Origin of the sequence: Neorhizobium sp. BT27B (assembly GCF_050455485.1) — a bacterium.
Taxonomy (GTDB): domain Bacteria; phylum Pseudomonadota; class Alphaproteobacteria; order Rhizobiales; family Rhizobiaceae; genus Neorhizobium.
In genome coordinates, this window is the sequence record NZ_JBCIYT010000007.1 from 49,523 (window position 1) to 68,873 (window position 19,351).

The following is a 19,351-nucleotide window of genomic DNA, read 5'->3' on the forward strand; positions in this document are numbered from 1 at the left end:
TGGACGTCGGCTTGATCAGACTAAGGTCCAGGCGCAAATCATTTGGGGGTATCAATGAAACGCACAATTACTTTTGTAGCCGTCGCTCTTCTTGTATCGAGCTGCGGCATGACATTGCCACTGAAAGGGCAGACCGAGAGCGGTGACGAGACGTTTTCTGGCAAGGCGACCGGTTACATGGATGGTGGCGGCACGCTGGAGTTGACCAGCAGCAAGGGTAGGAAGTGCAGCGGTAACTTCGTCTATGTGACGCAGCGTCGTGGCGAAGGCACGTTTACCTGCACGAACGGGCAAAGCGGTTCCTTCTCGTTTGTCTCGACAGGAACGCGAGGCACCGGCACCGGCTCCGTAGGCAGCCAACGCTTCACTTTCACGTTCGGCTAACGTGCAGTCGGGTGTTGCATGTCCATGAGAGCTATCATCGCATTTATCATCGCGTTGGGGCTGGTGATGCCGGCTGTTTCGTACGCGGAAGAGATGACCCTTGGCAGGGTGAACACGCAGCGGCTGAATATGCGTGCTGTGCCGACTACGAGCGGCGCGGTTCTAGCCGAACTGCCTATGGGCATGAAGGTCGTGCTTTTCAGTAAGCGAGTGGGCGATTGGCGAGAGATCGGGGTGCTGATCGATAACCAGACGAAGACTGGATGGGTGAGAGAGAAGTTTGTAGAGCAGCTATCCAGCAGCCCATTAAAACTGCCGTCTACATCGCCACCTCCCTCCACAACTCCGCGCTCGACGTATCGCTCTCCGCTTACCATAAGCGACACAGACCTTAACTGCCGAGAGAATATGATCGGGGGCGGGCTTAGTAGATGCGACTATACCATAACGGTGGAGTACAATGGTGATGCCGATGTAGAGGGATCGTTCTCTGTAGACTGCGATGTCGAAGCGAAGATGGAGCAGAGAGATGATCTCTTCCCCAACCGTAAGACTTTTGACGGCTACGCCACCCTGTACGTAAATTCCGGTTACGGCAGTACTACCGTGGATGTCACCTTGACGCCGGGCATATCGATCGAGCCGATAGTAAGGGTGACTGTTGTGGATACGAGTTGCAGATACAACCGGTGACAGGGAAGTTGCTTCGAGGGGCCGTAGGGGGGGAAGCCAACACGGCCTTCTATCTGATTGGCCTCTCGAATTTTTCGGGTAAAAAGCCGCCTCTATCCTAAAGGGTGTGGTAATTTATCTATATCTAAAATAGCAGGAATTAAGCCTGCATACGTCTGTTCTCCGACTAAAACGGGGTGGTGTCATAGCCTTCTTCGTCCATCTCTTCCTGTTCAGGATGGGCAACTTCCATGCCGAGTTCATCTGCCAAATCCATCGCGAGCTTGGATGCATTCCTACCAAAGTAACGGGCCATGACCATGGCCGCTAGTTCGGTGTTTTGGCTAAGCTTCGTGCCGAAGGTTTTTCGCATCCTCGCTGCCCATTCGTCAGCCTGCTGCTCAAGCCACGCTTGCCGATCGTCCTCATTGAACTCACCAGCCGTGCGCCCTTGGTAGGCGCGCAGCGCATCCTTCCAGCCTCTGTAGTCTTCTACGCTCTCACCGAGTGTCAGCTTCACCTTCCGCATGGTTGCGATCTGGCTAGTTGATACCCCCGCCATGCTGGCTTCCGTTGCCTTGGGAAACCGACCTAACGTGACAAGTACCCACGCCCGATTGAGGCGTTGTCCAGGGGTCATGGCAAGCTTCGCCTTGGTGCTATCAGCGGCGGCCCATAGAGCCTTGTCTAGCGGACCCTGAACCCATTTGACGGGAACCTCCAATTCTTTCCCTGTTGCTGCCCCAAGGGCCGTGTAGGCAGTATGACGGTGATGACCATCGACCAACAGCGTATGTCCACCGCACCTCCAAACCGAGACTGGATCGAGTGCGCTTTCTCGCTTCAAAGCAGAGATTAACTCATTGACATGGTATTCGTCAGGCTTGTCACCTCTGGACTGGAAGACGGTGGGCAGCACTTCGATTTCTGACGCAGGTAAACTGTCAGGTTCAGAGGGATTGTCCTTCTGACGCCCACGCGTCTCTTCAAGCATCTCGATGGCCTCGGAAAGAGAGGCGTTCCAAATCTCGGGGTTAAGTCGTGCGTATTCGTTCATTCTCGTCATATCTGGTTGGCTGAAGACCGATGCCATCGCCGTTCTATTCTATAAGTGAGTGGTAATTTAGGGCTTTAGGCGGTTCGCGCAGTTGCCACCGCAGGTGTACAATTTGTACAGCCTAAGGGCTGTATAGGGTTGGCGGTTTAGGAGGATGTAGTTAGCTGTGCTGGATTGACGGGTAGTTGTTGGACTGTCGATCGGATGGATCAACCACACCGAAAGCCAGCCGTATCGCTCTCGCAAGCCCCACCAGCTTCACCGCAGCGGAACCGTAATGCTTCTCGCTGGCAACCTCGGGCTTCGGGGTCTCGATCACATCGCCCATGTTGCGCTGTCGCTTCGCCTGATCGGCTTTGATCCTTGCCTGATAGATTGCCCTGACCAGCTTCGGCCAGCTTGGCGAGTTATCAGCCAGGCGAAGTTCAATGCCGTCCCATGACAGAACCTCGGCTGCCTCGTCCAGCATGAAGGGGGAGATTTGACCGCGAGCGAACTCTCTGCGGTTCTCTTGGTCAAGTGTGTCCAGCCATTCGGCTGCAATGTCGAAATCATCTCCTTCGAAGCCGCCAAGTCGCCGTTCCTCGTCTTCGTCCAGAAGGTGGGCGAAGTAGACATCCCCGATGATCTTGAGCTGGGCTTCCGTCAGTTCCTCCAGCGAAGGCTCGTTAAGACGTGCCTGTCTCCTACGCTCCTGTTCGAACATCTCCGAGACCACACCGCTCTCAATCCGCAGCTTCTCAACCGCCTTGCGACGGTCCTGCGTGCCGAGAGATTTCCAGATTTGGGTCTTTTTCAGCACCTCATGGAGGTCTGCTGGCACCGGAGCGCGGAGATAATAGGTGCGATTTCTGAGGGTCAACCAAGGGTAAACGGTCACGTCTTCCATGCCTCGCTGTAGCAGTTCGCTGTAGCAGATGGAAGTTTAACCTATTGAAAAACCAGTAGGTATTTGAATTACCTATAGGTTTTTGGTGCCCCGTGCCGGAATCGAACCAGCACTCCTCTCGGAACCTGATTTTGAGTCAGGCGCGTCTACCAATTCCGCCAACGGGGCATTGCGAGCGTGTGATCGGCCTCTAGCATGCGTGTGCGGATGCGGCAAGACGCCTTATCCGCATCATGGCAGCGCCGCCCAAAAAATCTCGCATGTTGCCGATCGCAAACCACGATACGGTTCACGAAACTGTGCCATGCGCTAAGCCAATCTGCGACGGCATGTCGATTTACAGCGGTCGCGCGTGAGATTAAAGCAGCAGCGAGCATCGTGTTTATTGAAGATCTGATGCCGTACGACAGGAAGCAGGAGACATTCATGGCGCATGCAGCATCAATCGAGCACAGCCGCAGCATTCCGCAGATCGCCTTTCCCCTGATTGTAACATTCGGCATGGCGGTGGTCATTCTCAGCGCCCTCGCCTTCCAGCATATCGGCGGCTACATGCCCTGCCATCTCTGCCTGGTTCAGCGCGATCCCTATTATTACGGCATTCCGGTCGGCATCCTTGCCATCGGCACCGTTGCCTTCAAACTGCCGTCATGGACAGGCCGTGTCCTGCTCGCACTGATCGGCCTGATGATGCTGGTCGGCGGTGGCGTCGCCGTTTATCATTCCGGCGTCGAATGGGCTTTCTGGGCGGGTCCATCCAGCTGCACCAATCCGGCCGGCGCGGTGAGCACCAATGCCGCCAATCTCCTGAGCGACCTCAACACCGTGCGCGGCCCCTCCTGCGATACGGCAGCCCTTCGCGTGCTCGGCCTGTCCATGGCCGGCTGGAACGTGTTGACGAGTGCTGCGCTGGCAGCGATCGCCTTTATCGGCGCCTTCCGCAAATCGGCCTGAAGATTTTCGTGATGAATGGCATGGCGCTCACGCGCCATCGCCTTGCCGCGAGATTGACGAAAAACCTCACGGCTGCAGTTCGGTATCCCAGTAGAGATAATCGACCCAGCTTTCATGCAGATAGTTCGGCGGGAAAAGCCGGCCATTGTTGTGCAGGTCCTGCACGCTCGGTGCATAGGGCTTCTGGTGCGGTATCATGCCGGCCTGTTTCGGCAGTTTGCTGCCCTTCTTCAGATTACAGGGCGAGCAGGCCGCCACCACATTCTCCCAGGTCGTTTCGCCGCCATGCGCGCGCGGAATGACATGGTCGAAGGTCAGGTCGTGATGATCGCCGCAATACTGGCATTCGAACTTGTCGCGCAGGAACACGTTGAAGCGCGTGAAGGCCGGGTTGCGGGTCGGCTGCACATAGGTTTTCAGGCTGACGACACTCGGTAGGCGCATCGAAAAGCTGGGCGACGAGACGGCGTGATCGTATTCCGCGATGATGTTCACACGGTCAAGGAAAACCGCCTTGATCGCGTCCTGCCAGGACCACAACGACAAGGGATAGTAACTCAGCGGCCGGTAGTCAGCGTTCAGGACGAGCGCCGGCAAGGCCTGCGGGGAGACTGCAATCGTCAAATGACGCTCCTACCCGATTCGGCATCTATCTCCTCTATATTAGGTCTGTTGTTACAGGAATGTGAAGCCAATAAATGCAGGGGCTTTGAGGATCGGCGAATCAGTTGCGGGCAATGTTGCAGACTTGTGCCGAATCAGAGCGTCGGCAGGGCATCCCGGCGCATATGGGTGGCGTAATAGGCCCAGAACAACCGGGCAGCGACCGAACGCCATGGCGACCAGATTGTGGCCAGCTGCCGCAATTGCCTCGCTGACGGGCGCGCCTCCAGCGTAAAGGCATGTGCGACGGCGGCTTGCAAAGCCACATCACCGCTCGGAAACACATCCACGTGACCGCCGCAAAACATCAGATAAACTTCCGCGGTCCACGGGCCGATGCCGGGCAAGCCTGTCAGCGCGGCGATCGCATCCTCGGGCGGCATCTGCAGCAGGGCATCGAGATCGACACGACCCGCGACGATGGCTTCGGCGAGACCGGCCAGCGTTTTCGCCTTGGCACGCGACAGGCCGAATGTGGCGGCAACGTCCGGCGCGGTCGCCAGATAGTTTTCCGGCGTCACGGGTCCCTCGGCCAGAATGCGGTTCCAGATCGCCGCAGCACTGGCTTTCGACACCATTTGCGACACGATGATCGATGCCAGACTGGCAAAGCCGGGTTCGCTCAGGCGCAGAGGCACGGCGCCCGAGGCGGCGACAATGGTTTCAAGACGCGGATCGAGCGCGACCAGGTGGACGAGGCCGGCGTCGATATCGCTCATGTCACGGATGATGGTCATCAATACCTGCGGGTATGTGTTTTTATACGCGGACTTGACCAAGTCCCCCGAACACAAGCAAATCGCGCATGCCTTCGAATGTCCACCCAAAACCGGTTTTCCGTTTCGCGCCAAGCCCGAATGGCCTGCTCCACCTCGGCCACGCCCTGTCGGCTATGCTCAACCACGACATGGCGAAAGAAGCCGGCGGCCGTTTTCTGCTGCGAATCGAGGATATCGACCTCACCCGCTGCACGCCGCAATACGAACAGGCCATCCATGATGACCTGACGTGGCTTGGCCTGGCATGGGAACAGCCGGTGCGCCGGCAGTCTGACCATTTTGACGCCTATGCCGATGCATTAACACAGCTTGATAAAATGGGCGTGGTCTATCCGGCGTTTCTGACCCGTGGTGAAGTCAAGGCAATCGTTGCTGAGCACGAAAAGACAGGCAAGGCGTGGCCACGCGATCCGGATGGTTCGCCTCTTTATCCTGAAACAGACAAGCTCCGCTCCACGGACGAGCGTCAGTCGCTGATCGAAAAAGGTATTCGCCACGCATGGCGACTGGATATGCAAAAGGCGCTCGCTCTGGTGAACACGCCCCTGAACTGGCAGGAAACCGGCGACGGCGCGCACGGAGAAATCCCGGCTGATCCGGCGGCATGGGGCGATGTCATCCTGTCGCGCTCGGATGCACCCTCCAGCTATCATCTGTCGGTGGTGATCGACGACGCGCTTCAGGGCATCACCCATGTGGTGCGCGGTCTCGACCTGTTTCACGCCACATCCGTGCACCGGCTTTTGCAGACCTTGCTCGCTCTGCCGCAGCCGCTCTACCATCATCACCGGCTGCTGATGGATGAAGACGGAAAAAAACTCTCGAAGAGCAGCGGCTCCACCGGGCTTGCGCACTTGCGCGAACAAGGCATGTCAGCGGCCGATATCCGCCGTCTTGTTGGCCTCTAGGCTTTGCTCCGGGCCGGCATCCGCCGGATCTCGACCACCGGCACCGCTCACATCACCCGGCATTTCCCCTGTGCGCAGGTGATGGGTCACCACCGAATAGACCCGGTATTTCATCAGCGCCGCATTCACCTCCGCGCCCAGCATGAAGATCACGCCGACCATATAGAGAAACACCAGCACGATCATCACGGAGGCCAGACCGGCATAGGTGGCGGCATAGGTGGCAAAGGTCGAGATGTAGGACGCGAAGACGAAAGCGCCGACCGCCCAGCAGAGAATGGTGAGAAGCGCTCCCGGCAGAATATCCACCAGACGCCGACTGCCGGCCGGCAGCCATTTGTGCGAGGCGATCAACCCGATCACCACGATCGCCACCGTGCCGTAGATACCGTAGGTGCTGTAATTCATCAGGCCGCCGAGCCATTCCTGCAATTGCGGAAATCGCGTGCCCGCGAACCGCAGCGCCACAGGAACGGCAACGAGAAGAATACTGATCGCCGCAAACACGACAACGACCACGACCACATAACCGAGGCTGGCAAGGCGAGTAACATACCAGGTGCGGGTTTCGCTGACGCGGTAGGCGCGGTTGAGCGAGATACGCAACGCCTCCACGCCATTGGACGCAAAATAAGCGGCCGCCAGCACGGAGACCGTCAGCAAGCCACCGCGCGGGATTTCCAGAACACGCTGGATTTCGGCCTGCAGCGGATCGGCAATTTCCGCCGGCCATGCATCGAAGAGCAGATGCACGGAAATCGAGGAAAACGAACTGGCACCGAGAAAACCGGCAAGCGCCGTCCCAAAGATCAGGAACGGAAACAGCGCCAAAAGACCGGACAGGGCCACATGGCTTGCCATCGCCCAGCCATCGTCCTCATGAAAATGGTTATAGGCATCCGACAGCACCGTATAGGCAAGGCTGTACCAGGCGGTTTTGCGCATTCTCTCCAGCCCGGCTTTCCAGCCTTGACCGCTCCGTTGTCTTCACCCGTGAAATATGGGAAATCCCTGCCCATTGTACAGGACGCATCGTCCTCCATAGCCAAGAAGGTTTGAACAGCATGGCCGAGCGGCGCTCAATCATCGTCACCGGCTGCTCGTCCGGCATTGGCGCCTATTGCGCACGCGCTTTGAAAGCCGAAGGCTGGCGGGTCTTCGCCACCGTGCGCAGTGCCGAAGACCTTGCGCCACTCGAAGCCGATGGCATCGAAGCCCTGCTGATGGACTACACCCGGACGGACACGATCGCGGCACTGGTGGAAACCGTCCTGGCCCGCACCGGCGGTCGCATCGATGCGCTGTTCAACAACGGCGCCTATGGCCAGCCGGGCGCAGTAGAGGATTTGACCACCGACGTGCTGCGCCTGCAGTTTGAAACCAATTTTTTCGGCTGGCATGAACTGACGCGACGGGTGATCCCGGTCATGCGCGCACAGGGCCACGGCCGCATCGTCAACTGCTCCTCCATTCTCGGCCTCATCCCCTATCGTTATCGCGGCGCCTACAACGCCTCCAAATTTGCGCTCGAAGGTCTGACGGTGACGATGCGCATGGAGCTTCACGGTTCCGGCATCCATGTCAGCCTGATCGAACCGGGGCCGATCGCCTCGCGCTTCACCGCCAACGCCCTTGAGGCGGTGCGCAAAAATATTGATCTCGAAAATTCCGCACATGCGCAGGAATACAAACGCCAGCTTTCCCGTCTTGATGGCTCAGGCCCGGTGAACCGCCACAAGCTTGGGCCGGAAGCCGTGCACAAGGTGCTGGTGCATGCCTTGACCGCCCCACGGCCAAAGCCACATTATCTCGTCACCAAACCGGCAAAGCAGGGCATTTTTCTGAAATGGCTTTTGCCTGCGGATCTTTTCTACCGGCTGATGCGCCGCTTTGACTGAACAAGAACGATAAAAAACCGGGAGGCGGAAAAATGTCCAGTTTTACCACCGTGCTGACGGTGATCGTCATGGGCCTTGTCGTGCTCGTGTTGATCCGCGGCCTGTTCAACATGGTCAAGGGGCAGGATGCCAACCGCTCCAACAAGCTGATGCAGTTGCGCGTGCTTTTGCAGGCGGTCGCCATCGGCCTGATCATGCTCACACTCTGGCTTTCCGGCGGTGGACGCGACTGATGGTCAAACTCAACAAGATCTATACCCGCACCGGCGACAATGGCACGACCGGCCTCGTGGATGGCCCGCGCCGTTTCAAGCACGACCTGCGCGTCGAAGCCTATGGCACCGTCGATGAGACCAATTCGCTGCTCGGCATGGCACGGCTCCACACCGGCGCCATGTCCACGCTCGACCCGATGCTTTTTCGCATCCAGAATGACCTTTTCGACCTCGGCGCCGACCTTGCCACACCCGATACCGGCGAGGTTCCGAAATACGAGCCGCTGCGCATCGTGCAGTTGCAGGTGGACCGGCTGGAGGTGGAAATCGACCGGCTGAACGAAAGCCTTGATCCGCTGACATCCTTTGTCCTGCCCGGCGGCAGCCCGGCCGCGGCCAACCTGCATGTCGCGCGTGCGACATCGCGGCGGGCGGAACGCATCATGGTGGCACTGGCACAGCAGGCAGACGAAGTCGTCAGCGAACCGGCGCTGAAATATATCAACCGGCTGTCGGACTTCCTGTTCGTGGCCGCCCGTTATGCCAATGGCGGCGGCAAGGCCGATATCTTATGGGTGCCGGGGCAAAATCGCTGAACCGCACGGCCGTCACCCGCTGACGCTGAAACATGGAATGGTGCTATGACAAATCGACACGCCCGATGTCGGACAACCACATTGTGTTCGGCTAAAAAAATGCTTACCCATGTCGCCGATTGACAACTGAACGCGTGGGAGACGTCGCATCTTGCGGCGGCGTGATGTCCAAAGGAAGGAAGCCATGAAGATCCTTGTGCCGGTAAAACGTGTGGTCGATTACAACGTGAAGATTCGGGTCAAACCGGACAACACGGGCGTCGAACTGACCAACGTGAAGATGTCGATGAACCCGTTCGACGAAATTTCCGTCGAGGAAGCACTGCGTCTGAAGGAAGCCGGCAAGGCGGAAGAGATCGTCATCGTATCGATCGGCCCGGCCAAGGCGGAAGAAACCATCCGCACCGCGCTCGCCATGGGCGCCGATCGCGGCATCCTGATCGAGACCGACGAAGCCGTCGAGCCGCTCGCCGTCGCCAAGCTGCTGAAGGGCGTGGTCGAGGCTGAAAGCCCAGGCCTCGTCATCGTCGGCAAGCAGGCGATCGATGACGACAGCAACCAGACCGGCCAGATGCTGGCAGCCCTTCTCAACTGGGGCCAGGCCACCTTCGCCTCCAAGATCGAGCTCTCCGCCGACAAGGCGACCGTCACCCGCGAAGTCGATGGCGGCTTGCAGACGATCGACGTCAAGCTGCCGGCCATCGTCACCTCCGACCTGCGCCTCAACGAGCCCCGTTACGCTTCGCTGCCGAACATCATGAAGGCGAAGAAGAAGCCGCTCGACAAGAAGACGCCTGCCGATTTCGGCGTCGATGTCACGCCGCGCCTGAAAGTTCTGAAGACGGAAGAGCCGGGTGGCCGCAAGGCCGGTATCAAGGTCAAGTCGGTTGAAGAGCTGGTTTCCAGCCTCAAGACCGCTGGCGTGATCTAACGGTAAGGAAAGGAATAGAAACAATGACCATTCTTCTTCTCGCCGAACACGACAATGCCAGCCTCAACGACCAGACCGCCAAGGCACTGACCGCAGCAAGCCAGATCGGCGCCGAAGTTCACGTACTAGTCGCCGGTTCCAGCGCCAAGGCTGCCGCCGATGCGGCTGCAAAGCTTTCGGGCGCCGCAAAAGTTCTGCTGGCTGACGATGCGGCCTACGCCAACAATCTCGCCGAGCCGCTGGCCGATCTGATCGTGTCGCTGGCCCCCGCCTATGACGTGATCCTCGGACCTGCTTCGGTTTCGGTAAAGAACGTCCTGCCGCGCGTCGCAGCCCTGCTTGACGTCGCTCAGATCTCGGAAATCGTCGAGGTCGTCTCGGCCGATACGTTCAAGCGCCCGATCTATGCAGGCAACGCCATCCAGACGGTCCAGTCGGCTGATGCGAAAAAGGTCATCACCGTGCGCACCGCATCCTTTGCGGCAACGGCTGAAGGCGGTTCGGCATCGGTCGAAAACGTGAGCGGCGCCGGCAATTCCGGTCTCTCCAGCTTCGTCTCCGATGCTCTGGCGGCGTCCGAACGTCCAGAACTGACCTCGGCCAAGGTGATCATTTCGGGTGGTCGCGCGCTTGGTTCCTCGGAAAAATTCCAGGAAGTCATCCTGCCGGTAGCCGACAAGCTCGGCGCTGCCGTCGGTGCATCGCGCGCTGCCGTCGATGCCGGTTATGCCCCCAACGACTGGCAGGTCGGCCAGACCGGCAAGGTCGTCGCACCGCAGCTTTACATCGCGGTCGGCATTTCCGGCGCCATCCAGCATCTCGCCGGCATGAAGGATTCCAAGGTCATCGTCGCCATCAACAAGGATGAGGAAGCGCCGATCTTCCAGGTCGCCGATTACGGCCTTGTCGGCGATCTCTTCGAGATCCTGCCGCAGCTGGAAAAGGCGCTTTAACCGCGTGCATCAAAAGGGGCTGGCTAAATACCACCCGCATGGCTAACAATCTGCCGGACCCTGACAAGGGTTCGGCATTTTTATTGAACCGGAAAAGACGCAGGAGCGAACATGTCCACCGCCATCAAGAACATCGGCATCATCGGTGCAGGCCAGATGGGCTGCGGCATCGCACATGTTTCCTCCATCGCCGGTTACAAGATCCAGATCTACGATCTGGAGCAGGACCGCATTGAGGCAGCCCTTGCGACTATCAACGGCACGCTTGCGCGTCAGGTCGGCGCCGGCAAGCTGACGGAAGAAGAGCGCAAGGCCGCCCTTTCGCGCATCAGCGGCTCCACCGACGTCAACGACCTCGCCTCGATGGATCTCGTCGTCGAAGCCGCCACCGAAGACGAAACCGTCAAGCGCAAGATTTTTGCCACCGTTTGTCCCGTCCTGCGCCCCGAAGCCATTCTCGCGACCAACACGTCTTCGCTGTCGATCACCCGCCTTGCCTCTGCGACCGACCGTCCGGAACGCTTCATGGGCATCCACTTCATGAACCCCGTGCCGGTGATGAAGCTAGTGGAACTGGTGCGTGGTATCGCCACGGAAGAAAAGACCTTCAACGCCGCCAAGGAATACGTCACCACGCTCGACAAGACCTTCACCGTCGCCGAGGATTTTCCGGCCTTCATCGTCAACCGCATCCTGCTGCCGATGATCAACGAGGCAATCTACACGCTCTATGAAGGCGTCGGCTCGGTCGAGGCGATCGACACTGCCATGAAGCTCGGCGCCAACCACCCGATGGGCCCGCTGCAGCTTGCCGATTTCATCGGCCTCGACACCTGCCTGTCGATCATGCAGGTGCTGCATGACGGTTTGGCCGACAGCAAATACCGCCCCTGCCCGCTTCTGGTGAAATATGTCGAAGCCGGCTGGCTCGGCCGCAAATCCGGCCGCGGTTTTTACGATTATCGTGGCGAAGTGCCGGTTCCGACGCGGTAGTGCGTTAACCGGCAACGATGTCGGTATGCGAGAAATCATTACCCTTGAACAAAAGCCGGCCGCCAGCTGACTTGGCGCATGCATAGGACATGCAATCGGCCAGATTGAGCTGCGCCGGATGGCCGCGCCCCTTGCCATAGCGGGCAAACCCTTCGACGGCGATGGTGGCAATCGCGGCGTCGATCGGCATTATGGAAATACCGGCTTCGGTCAGCAGCAAACGAACGCGCTCTTCGACGATGATCGGATGAATATCGAGCATTGTTGCGAGGCGCATGGACGCTTCGAGGATGACAAGGCCGGAGGTCAGGCAGCTCGGCGCCTGTTCGATACGCTGCGCATAATCTGCAGCATCGGTTTCATCGGCAAGAATGGCAACGATAACCGATGTGTCGATGAACATCAGGGCTGGCTCCAGAGATCGTCGACCTCCTGCTTGCTGAGGCTGCGACCCTTCGGGCCAGCCTGCGCTTTCAAGTCACGAGCAATAGCCGCTGCCCGCTTCGAAAGCGGCACGGTGGCGTTTTCGCGCCGCAATTCCTCTTCCAGCGCCTGGATCACGGCAGCCGTCATCGAAATATTGCGTTTCTGCGCAAGTGTTTCGGCAAGCTCACGGGCACGTTCATCTCGGATTTGCAGCGTCATGACTAAGCTCCGGCGGCACTCCGGAAGCATATCACTACGATTGCCAGACGTCATCCATACAGAACCGGCAGGAGGCAGGCGAATAAATGACAAGCTCAGGGTGCGTCAGATCGGCGCCTTGACGCCATTCACCAGCTTCTTGGCGTCGTCGCTCGCCCATTCGGCCGGTCCGTTCATCGAACCGATCAGACAGCCCTTGTCATCGAACAGCAGCGAAACCGGCAGGCCAAAAGCCAAACCTTCCTTTTTCAGCGCGTTGAACACGCCCATCGAACTGTCACGGTAGAAACCGAGCGCATCGACGCCGGTATCGGTCAGAAAGTTTTTCGGCTTCTCGTCGCTGCCGGTATCGATATTGATGGCGACGACTTCAAAGTCTTTGCCGCCCATCTCCTTTTCGAGTGTATTCAGCGCCGGCATCTCTTCGCGACAGGGCACGCACCATGTCGCCCAGAGATTGAGCAGCACCGTCTTGCCGGCGAAATCGGCCATGGTCAGGTCAGGTGCGCCCTCGCCTTTCGCCGCATCCTTGAAGACGAGATTGCTGATCGGACGCGGGCGATCGACGCCGCTCATGGCTGCCACTTCGCCCTTCGACAGTTCCTTGACCGTCGCCACCCGCTTGATTGCACCCTCGCAGGCGCCGCCGGCAACCTCGGTGGCATTGCCAGACCCCATGTTCGTCACGTATACCGCGACGGCCCCCGCCAGTATCCCGGCGACGGCGGCAATCATTATCAGTCTGGCAGACGGAAGGCCAAAGGGTCGTTTCTCTGTCATAATTACTCCAGGACGGGCATCATGGCTGACGGCACGAAGGACGCAGTATCCTCCAACCAGATGTGGGGCGGGCGTTTCGCTTCCGGGCCGGATGCTATCATGGAGGAGATAAATGCCTCCATCGGTTTCGACAAGAAGCTCTACGCCCAGGATATTCGCGGCTCGATCGCGCATGCGACCATGCTTGCGGAAAAAGGCATCATTTCTGGCGAAGATAAAGACAAGATCATCACCGGCCTGAACACGATCATGTCAGAGATCGAGCAAGGCTCGTTCCAGTTCTCGCGCAAGCTCGAGGACATCCACATGAATATCGAGGCGAAGCTGGCCGACCTGATCGGTCCCGCCGCCGGCCGCCTGCACACCGCCCGTTCGCGTAACGATCAGGTGGCCCTCGATTTCCGCCTTTGGGTGAAGGAAGAACTGGCCAAGACCGAGGCGATGCTGACCGCCCTGATCGCCGCCTTCCTCGACCGCGCCGAAGAGCATGCCGATACCGTCATGCCGGGCTTCACCCATTTGCAAGCCGCCCAGCCGGTCACGTTTGGCCATCACTGCATGGCATACGTCGAAATGTTCGGCCGTGACCGCGCCCGCGTGCGCCACGCCATCGACCATCTCGACGAAAGCCCGATCGGCGCCGCCGCCCTTGCCGGCACGCCTTACCCGATCGACCGCCACATGACCGCCAAGGCGCTGGGCTTCCGCGAACCGACCCGCAACTCGATCGACACCGTCTCCGACCGCGATTTCGCGCTGGAATTCCTGTCGGTTGCGGCCATCTGCGCCATGCACCTGTCGCGTCTCGCCGAAGAAATCGTCATCTGGTCGACGCCGCAATTCGGTTTCGTGCGCCTGTCGGACGCATTTTCCACCGGCTCGTCGATCATGCCGCAGAAAAAGAACCCGGATGCCGCAGAACTGGTGCGCGCCAAGACCGGTCGTATCAACGGTTCTCTGGTCGCACTCCTGACCATCATGAAGGGCCTGCCGCTCGCCTATTCCAAGGACATGCAGGAAGACAAGGAACAGGTGTTTGACGCCGCCGAAAACCTGGAACTGGCGATCGCCGCCATGACCGGCATGATGCGCGACATGACCATCCGCACCGACCGCATGCGCCAGGCCGCAGGCGCCGGTTATTCCACCGCCACCGATCTCGCCGACTGGCTGGTGCGCGAAGTGAACCTGCCTTTCCGCGAAGCCCATCATGTGACCGGCCGCGCCGTGGCGCTGGCGGAAAGCAAGAACTGCGATCTGTCGGAACTGTCGCTGGAAGAACTGCAGGACATCAATCCGGCAATCACCGAGAGCGTCTTCAACGTCCTCTCCGTCGACGCCTCCGTTGCCAGCCGCACAAGTTTCGGCGGCACCGCGCCTGCAGAGGTACGCAAGCAGATCGCCTGGTGGCGCGCGCGCAACTGATAAGCAACAACAGCCGGGCAAGCCGCCCGACTTCGCGAATGTGACTGCACAAGGACGACGAAACCCTCTATGACATCGTCGTCCGCCATGCTGATTTAAGGGAACGGGAATGTCGAAATCGCTGCTGAATTTGGGGCGTCATGCTGGCCGCGTTGCGGTTATCGCTGCCGTTGCCGGCCTTGTCCTTACCGGTTGCGGTCGCAAGGGCGATCTCGACAAACCGAGCACGCCGATCGACATGCAGAACAAGCGTAAAGACGCCAAAGCGCCGAAGGAACAGGCTCCCGAAAAGCCTTTCATCCTCGACAAGCTGCTCTAATCCGGGCTGATCCGTGAACCATTTTCAATATATCGACGGCGTGCTTCACGCCGAAAACGTGGCTGTTCCCGAAATCGCCAAGGCGGTCGGCACCCCGTTCTATATCTATTCGACCGCGACGCTGGAGCGGCATTACAAGGTTTTCGCCAAGGCATTCGATGGCCTCGACGCCATGGTGTGCTACGCCATGAAGGCCAATTCCAACCAGGCCGTACTGAAAACGCTTGCGCGCCTCGGTGCGGGCGCTGACGTCGTCTCGGGTGGTGAGCTGCGCCGCGCGCTGGCCGCCGGCATTCCGGCCGAACGCATCGTGTTTTCCGGCGTCGGCAAGACGGTCGCCGAAATGGATTTCGCGCTCGAAGCCGGCATCTATTGCTTCAACGTCGAGAGCGAACCGGAACTGGAAGTGCTGAACCTGCGCGCCGTCAAGGCTGGCAAAAAGGCACACGTCTCCTTCCGCATCAACCCTGACGTCGATGCCCGCACGCATGCAAAGATTTCGACGGGCAAGAAGGAAAACAAGTTCGGCATTTCCTACAAGCGCGCCCGCGAGGTCTACGCGCATGCCGCAACCCTGCCCGGCATCCAGGTGTCCGGCATCGACATGCATATCGGCAGCCAGATCACCGAGCTGCAGCCCTTCCGCGACGCCTTCAAGCTGATGCGCGAGCTGGTCGATACGCTGCGCGGTGACGGCCACGCCATCACGCATGTGGACGTCGGCGGCGGCCTTGGCGTTCCCTACCACGAAGACAACAATCCGCCGCCGGAACCGACGGCTTACGCGGAAATCGTCACCGAGGAGCTGAAAAGCCTCAATTGCCGCGTCGTCACCGAACCCGGTCGCCTGATCGTCGGCAATGCCGGCATTCTGGTCACCGAAGTGCTCTACGTGAAGGATGCCGGCGAAAAGACCTTTGTCATCGTCGATGGCGCCATGAACGACCTCATCCGCCCGACGCTGTACGAGGCCTATCACGGCCTGCGCCCCGTCGTGCTGCCGGAAAAGGATGCCGTGCATGTGAAGGCCGACGTTGTCGGCCCGGTCTGCGAGACCGGCGACTATCTGGCGCTCGACCGCGACATGGCTGTGCCCAAGCCGGGCGACCTGTTCGCCGTCTCCTCCGCCGGTGCCTATGGCGCCGTGCAGGCCGGCACCTACAACACCCGCCTTCTGGTTCCCGAAGTGCTGGTCAAGGGTGACACGTTCCACGTCATCCGTCCGCGCGGCACCTATGAAGAGCTGATCGCGCTCGATTCCGTCCCGGACTGGCTGGCCTGATACTGGCCGGATATCAACATGGTATCACGCTGATACTGGCGTGACGCCTGTTCACGATTGAGCGATATAGCGCAAAATGCGGGGGCATATGCCCCTGCCCCCTCGTCTTCGCCACAAAGATTGCTATCCTTGCGCTTTCAGGGATCGCGCTTTCCAAGCGCCCGCGCCACCGATTTGCGCCGCCACGACGACGGAGACGGACCGCATGAGAACAGAAAACACGGGCGACAAGACCGGAAACAGCTCTGCCAAAGGCGCCTTTGCGCTGAAGCCCGATCTGGCACGTCGTGTTGCGCTGAAGCGTGGTGTCGCCCGCCTCGTCCTGTTTTTCGAGCGGCTGCTGCCGCTGTCGCTGGCACCGCTCTGCGTCGTCGCGCTGTTTCTGGCCGTCTCGTGGTTCGGCCTCATGCGCATTTCGCCGGATTGGCTGCGCTGGACGCTGAACTTTCTCTTCACCTTCGCTTTCCTCGCCTCGCTGCTGCCGCTGGCACGTTTGCGCCTGCCGGGTTCCGCCGATGCAGACCGCCTGCTGGAAGACCGCAACAACCTCCCCCACCAGCCGGTGAGCGTGCAGGATGACGAGCCGGCCTTCGAGACGCCGTTTTCGCGCGCGCTCTGGCGCGAGCACCAGACGCGCATGGCCGAGCGTATCGCAGCGCTGGATGCAGGCCTGCCTCGTCCCGGCATTGCCAATTACGACCGTTACGGCCTGCGCGCGCTGCCGGCGCTGCTCCTTGTCGCAGCCTTCGGGTATTCGTTTTCCAATGGCGGCGGCTCGACCACCGATGCGTTGCAACCCTCCGCACCCGCAGCCCGCATCAATCCCGATCTGCGCATCGATGCCTGGCTGACACCGCCGGGCTATACCGGCAAGGCACCCGTATTTCTGACGGGTCGCCAATCGACCGGCGCACAGGCCGTGGAAATTCCGGAAAACTCGGAATTGACCGTCCGCGTCACCGGCGGCGAAGGCGAGGAAACGGTTCGTTTCTCGCCGCTCGAGGGTGGCGAGGCGCGCGTTCTGACAGCCAACGAACAGAAGCCGCAGGATCCAGCCGCTACGGGTGCTCCAGCACCGGCGCCCGCAGCGCCGACCACCGCCTCCGTTGACAGCGAAAAACCGTTAGCGCCGCGCACCTATGCGATGCGTGTTGGTGAAAGCGGCGATCTCAGCGTCAACGGCCAGCAATGGATGTTCGACGTCATACCCGACAAGGCACCGGAAATCGCCTTCGACAACCAGCCGCGCCGCGCCGTTAATGGTGCGTTGGAAATCGGTTTCCGCGCCAAGGACGATTACGGGATCACCAGGGCACATGCGCTGATCGAGCCGGTTGAAAAAACCGACGACAAGGCAAAACCGCTTTATCCGCTGCCCGACTACAAGCTGGACATCCCGCGTCAAAACAATCGCGAGGCCAAGGGGCTTTCCAGCCGCAACCTGACCGAACACCCGCTCGCCGGCAAACGCGTGCGCATCACGCTGGTCGCCACCGATGGCGCCGGGCAGGAAGGTCGCAGCCCGTCTCTGGAAATGGTCCTGCCATCGCGCAATTTCACCGAACCGCTGGCGGCGGCCGTTGCCGAAGAACGTCAGGTGTTTGCGCTCGACACCCGCCAGATGCCCAAGGCCATCGCGCTCAACGAGGCACTGACCATCCGTCCGGACGAGACCATTACGAACCTCAGCCACTTTCTGCTGATCCAGTCGGCACACGGCCGCATGAAACTGGCGCGTGGCGAGGAACAGCTGAAACAGACCGCCGAATATCTCTGGGAAATCGCCCTCGGCATCGAGGACGGTGATCTGTCGGCTGCGGAAAAACGTCTGCGTGATGCGCAGCAGAACCTGTCCGACGCCATCGAAAAGGGCGCTTCCGACGAGGAAATCGCCAAGCTGACGCAGGAACTGCGCGAAGCGATGCAGCAGTTCATGAACGAGCTTGCGCAGCGCATGCAGAATGCACCGCAGGGCCAACAGAACATGCAGGCCCAGAACGTCATCCGCCAGCGCGACCTGCAGAACATGATGGACCAGATCGAAAATCTGGCGCGGTCCGGCAACCGCGATGCCGCCCAGCAGATGCTGCAGCAATTGCAGCGGATGATGAACAACATGCAGGCCGGTCGCCCGCAGCGCGGCCAGCAGGGTCAACAGGGCCAGCAGCAGAACAGCCAGATGCGCCAGCAGATCGACAAGCTCGGCGAGATCATGCAGCAGCAGCAGCGCCTGATGGACGAGACCTTTAAACTCGATCAGGCCCTGCGCGACCGCCTGCAGCGCGGCGACCCGGAACAGCAGGGCGAAAACCCTTATGAACAGGGCCAGAACCAACAGGGACAAAACCAGCAGGGCCAAAATCAGCAAGGTCAGCAGCAAGGACAGAACCAGCAGGGCGGCCAGCAGCCTGGCCAGCAAGGTCAACAGGGGCAGCAATCCACCGACCAGATGACCGCAGAACAGCTGCGCGAGGCGCTGAAAAACCTGCGTGCCCAGCAGGAAGGTCTCGGCAAGCAGCTCGGCGAATTGCAGAAGGGCCTGAAGGAACTCGGCATGGATCCCGGCCCCGGCTTCGGTCAGGCCGAACGAGAAATGGGCAATGCCGGTCAGGCGCTCGGACAGGGCCAGGGCGAACAGGCCGTCGAAGGTCAGGGCAATGCCCTCAACGCACTGCGTCAGGGCGCCCAGAGCATGATGCAGCAAATGATGCAGGCCATGCAGGGTCAGGGCCAGCAGCCGGGCCAGGGTCAGGGCGAAGGGGAAGGCATGGCCAATCAGGGCGGCCAGAACGGCCGTGACCCGCTCGGCCGCCTGCGCTCCAGTTCCGGCCCGGAATTCGGCAATCAGGTGAAGGTGCCGGACGAAATCGACGTGCAGCGAGCGCGTGAAATTCTGGAAGCGATCCGCGAGAAGCTGGGCGGCGCACTGTCGGGCGAGGCCGAGCGCCGTTACCTTGAACGCCTGCTGGAAATGCGCTGAGCGCAAAGAAAACCACGCAGAACGACAA

Annotated in this window: 22 protein-coding genes and 1 tRNA gene; 14 read left to right on the forward strand and 9 right to left on the reverse strand. The window is 59.9% G+C overall.

The genetic code is table 11. The annotated features are described in order from the left end of the window. The first annotated feature begins 54 nt into the window (after positions 1-54). Together AAIH70_RS19185 and AAIH70_RS19190 are read left to right on the forward strand one after the other, a co-directional pair. On the forward strand, positions 55-384 hold the full coding sequence (locus tag AAIH70_RS19185) for a hypothetical protein (protein WP_132276958.1): 330 nt from the start codon (positions 55-57) through the stop codon (positions 382-384). A gap of 24 nt (positions 385-408) precedes the next feature. Further along, positions 409-1,077, forward strand: coding sequence for an SH3 domain-containing protein (locus tag AAIH70_RS19190; RefSeq protein WP_165932070.1), 669 nt, complete (start codon positions 409-411; stop codon positions 1,075-1,077). A gap of 166 nt (positions 1,078-1,243) precedes the next feature. On the opposite strand, the gene AAIH70_RS19195 is transcribed toward AAIH70_RS19190, so the two are convergent. The 3 genes from AAIH70_RS19195 to AAIH70_RS19205 all read right to left on the reverse strand — a co-directional run bounded on the left by AAIH70_RS19195 (position 1,244) and on the right by AAIH70_RS19205 (position 3,170). Beyond that, positions 1,244-2,149: a ParB N-terminal domain-containing protein gene (locus AAIH70_RS19195; RefSeq protein ID WP_132276962.1), complete on the reverse strand. Its 906-nt coding sequence runs from the start codon at positions 2,147-2,149 to the stop codon at positions 1,244-1,246. Positions 2,150-2,273: 124 nt separating this feature from the next. Beyond that, the gene (locus AAIH70_RS19200; protein ID WP_132276964.1) at positions 2,274-3,002 is read right to left on the reverse strand and encodes a DUF6538 domain-containing protein; all 729 of its coding nucleotides are present in this window, start codon (positions 3,000-3,002) and stop codon (positions 2,274-2,276) included. A gap of 83 nt (positions 3,003-3,085) precedes the next feature. Further along, positions 3,086-3,170 (reverse strand) — tRNA-Leu (locus tag AAIH70_RS19205). Between the two features lie 258 nt (positions 3,171-3,428). On the opposite strand from AAIH70_RS19205, the gene AAIH70_RS19210 reads away from it, so the two are divergent. Next, entirely contained in the window at positions 3,429-3,956 is a 528-nt protein-coding gene (locus tag AAIH70_RS19210; protein ID WP_132277077.1) for a disulfide bond formation protein B, read from the forward strand. A gap of 66 nt (positions 3,957-4,022) precedes the next feature. Here AAIH70_RS19210 and AAIH70_RS19215 read toward each other — a convergent pair whose 3' ends face one another. Both AAIH70_RS19215 and AAIH70_RS19220 read right to left on the reverse strand, forming a co-directional pair. Continuing rightward, a complete protein-coding gene (locus AAIH70_RS19215; protein WP_132277079.1) occupies positions 4,023-4,580 on the reverse strand; it encodes an HNH endonuclease in 558 nt (185 codons plus the stop codon). 134 nt (positions 4,581-4,714) lie between these two features. Continuing rightward, positions 4,715-5,356 (reverse strand): DNA-3-methyladenine glycosylase family protein, encoded by a 642-nt coding sequence (locus AAIH70_RS19220; protein ID WP_132277081.1) that lies wholly within the window; start codon positions 5,354-5,356, stop codon positions 4,715-4,717. 68 nt (positions 5,357-5,424) lie between these two features. On the opposite strand from AAIH70_RS19220, the gene gluQRS reads away from it, so the two are divergent. Then, positions 5,425-6,306 (forward strand): tRNA glutamyl-Q(34) synthetase GluQRS, encoded by an 882-nt coding sequence (gene gluQRS, locus AAIH70_RS19225; protein ID WP_430035163.1) that lies wholly within the window; start codon positions 5,425-5,427, stop codon positions 6,304-6,306. On the opposite strand, the gene AAIH70_RS19230 is transcribed toward gluQRS, so the two are convergent. Further along, positions 6,271-7,251, reverse strand: a complete 981-nt coding sequence (locus AAIH70_RS19230) for a YihY/virulence factor BrkB family protein (RefSeq protein ID WP_132277085.1) — start codon at positions 7,249-7,251, stop codon at positions 6,271-6,273. The genes gluQRS and AAIH70_RS19230 overlap by 36 nt on opposite strands. A 119-nt stretch (positions 7,252-7,370) precedes the next feature. On the opposite strand from AAIH70_RS19230, the gene AAIH70_RS19235 reads away from it, so the two are divergent. From AAIH70_RS19235 to AAIH70_RS19260, 6 genes are all read left to right on the forward strand, one after another. Then, positions 7,371-8,204 carry an SDR family oxidoreductase gene (locus AAIH70_RS19235; RefSeq protein WP_132277087.1) on the forward strand — a complete coding sequence of 278 codons (834 nt, stop codon included), beginning with the start codon at positions 7,371-7,373 and terminating at the stop codon, positions 8,202-8,204. A gap of 32 nt (positions 8,205-8,236) precedes the next feature. Next, positions 8,237-8,437, forward strand: a complete 201-nt coding sequence (locus AAIH70_RS19240; protein ID WP_132277089.1) for a twin transmembrane helix small protein — start codon at positions 8,237-8,239, stop codon at positions 8,435-8,437. Next, on the forward strand, positions 8,437-9,015 hold the full coding sequence (locus AAIH70_RS19245; RefSeq protein WP_132277091.1) for a cob(I)yrinic acid a,c-diamide adenosyltransferase: 579 nt from the start codon (positions 8,437-8,439) through the stop codon (positions 9,013-9,015). Before AAIH70_RS19240 ends, AAIH70_RS19245 begins: the two co-directional genes overlap by 1 nt. 184 nt (positions 9,016-9,199) lie before the next feature. After that, a complete protein-coding gene (locus AAIH70_RS19250) occupies positions 9,200-9,946 on the forward strand; it encodes an electron transfer flavoprotein subunit beta/FixA family protein (RefSeq protein ID WP_132277093.1) in 747 nt (248 codons plus the stop codon). 23 nt (positions 9,947-9,969) lie between these two features. Further along, entirely contained in the window at positions 9,970-10,899 is a 930-nt protein-coding gene (locus AAIH70_RS19255) for an electron transfer flavoprotein subunit alpha/FixB family protein (protein ID WP_132277095.1), read from the forward strand. A gap of 111 nt (positions 10,900-11,010) precedes the next feature. Continuing rightward, on the forward strand, positions 11,011-11,892 hold the full coding sequence (locus AAIH70_RS19260; RefSeq protein WP_132277097.1) for a 3-hydroxybutyryl-CoA dehydrogenase: 882 nt from the start codon (positions 11,011-11,013) through the stop codon (positions 11,890-11,892). Positions 11,893-11,896: 4 nt separating this feature from the next. Here AAIH70_RS19260 and AAIH70_RS19265 read toward each other — a convergent pair whose 3' ends face one another. The 3 genes from AAIH70_RS19265 to tlpA form a co-directional block, all read right to left on the reverse strand. Next, positions 11,897-12,295, reverse strand: a complete 399-nt coding sequence (locus AAIH70_RS19265; RefSeq protein ID WP_132277099.1) for a type II toxin-antitoxin system VapC family toxin — start codon at positions 12,293-12,295, stop codon at positions 11,897-11,899. Then, positions 12,295-12,537, reverse strand: a complete 243-nt coding sequence (locus AAIH70_RS19270; protein WP_132277101.1) for a type II toxin-antitoxin system VapB family antitoxin — start codon at positions 12,535-12,537, stop codon at positions 12,295-12,297. Before AAIH70_RS19270 ends, AAIH70_RS19265 begins: the two co-directional genes overlap by 1 nt. Positions 12,538-12,642: 105 nt before the next feature. Beyond that, positions 12,643-13,317, reverse strand: a complete 675-nt coding sequence (gene tlpA / locus AAIH70_RS19275; RefSeq protein ID WP_132277103.1) for a thiol:disulfide interchange protein TlpA — start codon at positions 13,315-13,317, stop codon at positions 12,643-12,645. 21 nt (positions 13,318-13,338) lie between these two features. On the opposite strand from tlpA, the gene argH reads away from it, so the two are divergent. The 4 genes from argH to AAIH70_RS19295 all read left to right on the forward strand — a co-directional run bounded on the left by argH (position 13,339) and on the right by AAIH70_RS19295 (position 19,323). After that, entirely contained in the window at positions 13,339-14,742 is a 1,404-nt protein-coding gene (gene argH, locus AAIH70_RS19280) for an argininosuccinate lyase (protein WP_132277105.1), read from the forward strand. Between the two features lie 109 nt (positions 14,743-14,851). Beyond that, a complete protein-coding gene (lptM, locus tag AAIH70_RS19285) occupies positions 14,852-15,061 on the forward strand; it encodes an LPS translocon maturation chaperone LptM (RefSeq protein WP_245519253.1) in 210 nt (69 codons plus the stop codon). A gap of 13 nt (positions 15,062-15,074) precedes the next feature. Then, positions 15,075-16,343, forward strand: coding sequence for a diaminopimelate decarboxylase (lysA, locus tag AAIH70_RS19290; protein ID WP_132277107.1), 1,269 nt, complete (start codon positions 15,075-15,077; stop codon positions 16,341-16,343). 205 nt (positions 16,344-16,548) lie between these two features. Continuing rightward, positions 16,549-19,323, forward strand: coding sequence for a TIGR02302 family protein (locus AAIH70_RS19295; RefSeq protein WP_430035170.1), 2,775 nt, complete (start codon positions 16,549-16,551; stop codon positions 19,321-19,323). Positions 19,324-19,351: the final 28 nt, after the last annotated feature.

What these genes read in the sequence shown, in the direction of transcription:
- AAIH70_RS19250 (WP_132277093.1), top strand. Translation starts at nt 9,200, where the DNA reads ATGAAGATCCTTGTGCCGGTAAAACGTGTGGTCGATTACAACGTGAAG.
- gluQRS (WP_430035163.1), top strand. Translation starts at nt 5,425, where the DNA reads ATGCCTTCGAATGTCCACCCAAAACCGGTTTTCCGTTTCGCGCCAAGC.
- lptM (WP_245519253.1), top strand. Translation starts at nt 14,852, where the DNA reads ATGTCGAAATCGCTGCTGAATTTGGGGCGTCATGCTGGCCGCGTTGCG.
- tlpA (WP_132277103.1), bottom strand. Translation starts at nt 13,317, where the DNA reads ATGACAGAGAAACGACCCTTTGGCCTTCCGTCTGCCAGACTGATAATG.
- AAIH70_RS19295 (WP_430035170.1), top strand. Translation starts at nt 16,549, where the DNA reads ATGAGAACAGAAAACACGGGCGACAAGACCGGAAACAGCTCTGCCAAA.
- AAIH70_RS19260 (WP_132277097.1), top strand. Translation starts at nt 11,011, where the DNA reads ATGTCCACCGCCATCAAGAACATCGGCATCATCGGTGCAGGCCAGATG.
- AAIH70_RS19195 (WP_132276962.1), bottom strand. Translation starts at nt 2,149, where the DNA reads ATGGCATCGGTCTTCAGCCAACCAGATATGACGAGAATGAACGAATAC.
- argH (WP_132277105.1), top strand. Translation starts at nt 13,339, where the DNA reads ATGGCTGACGGCACGAAGGACGCAGTATCCTCCAACCAGATGTGGGGC.
- AAIH70_RS19235 (WP_132277087.1), top strand. Translation starts at nt 7,371, where the DNA reads ATGGCCGAGCGGCGCTCAATCATCGTCACCGGCTGCTCGTCCGGCATT.
- AAIH70_RS19190 (WP_165932070.1), top strand. Translation starts at nt 409, where the DNA reads ATGAGAGCTATCATCGCATTTATCATCGCGTTGGGGCTGGTGATGCCG.
- AAIH70_RS19245 (WP_132277091.1), top strand. Translation starts at nt 8,437, where the DNA reads ATGGTCAAACTCAACAAGATCTATACCCGCACCGGCGACAATGGCACG.
- AAIH70_RS19210 (WP_132277077.1), top strand. Translation starts at nt 3,429, where the DNA reads ATGGCGCATGCAGCATCAATCGAGCACAGCCGCAGCATTCCGCAGATC.
- AAIH70_RS19185 (WP_132276958.1), top strand. Translation starts at nt 55, where the DNA reads ATGAAACGCACAATTACTTTTGTAGCCGTCGCTCTTCTTGTATCGAGC.
- AAIH70_RS19230 (WP_132277085.1), bottom strand. Translation starts at nt 7,251, where the DNA reads ATGCGCAAAACCGCCTGGTACAGCCTTGCCTATACGGTGCTGTCGGAT.
- AAIH70_RS19220 (WP_132277081.1), bottom strand. Translation starts at nt 5,356, where the DNA reads ATGACCATCATCCGTGACATGAGCGATATCGACGCCGGCCTCGTCCAC.
- AAIH70_RS19200 (WP_132276964.1), bottom strand. Translation starts at nt 3,002, where the DNA reads ATGGAAGACGTGACCGTTTACCCTTGGTTGACCCTCAGAAATCGCACC.
- AAIH70_RS19265 (WP_132277099.1), bottom strand. Translation starts at nt 12,295, where the DNA reads ATGTTCATCGACACATCGGTTATCGTTGCCATTCTTGCCGATGAAACC.
- AAIH70_RS19240 (WP_132277089.1), top strand. Translation starts at nt 8,237, where the DNA reads ATGTCCAGTTTTACCACCGTGCTGACGGTGATCGTCATGGGCCTTGTC.
- AAIH70_RS19270 (WP_132277101.1), bottom strand. Translation starts at nt 12,537, where the DNA reads ATGACGCTGCAAATCCGAGATGAACGTGCCCGTGAGCTTGCCGAAACA.
- AAIH70_RS19255 (WP_132277095.1), top strand. Translation starts at nt 9,970, where the DNA reads ATGACCATTCTTCTTCTCGCCGAACACGACAATGCCAGCCTCAACGAC.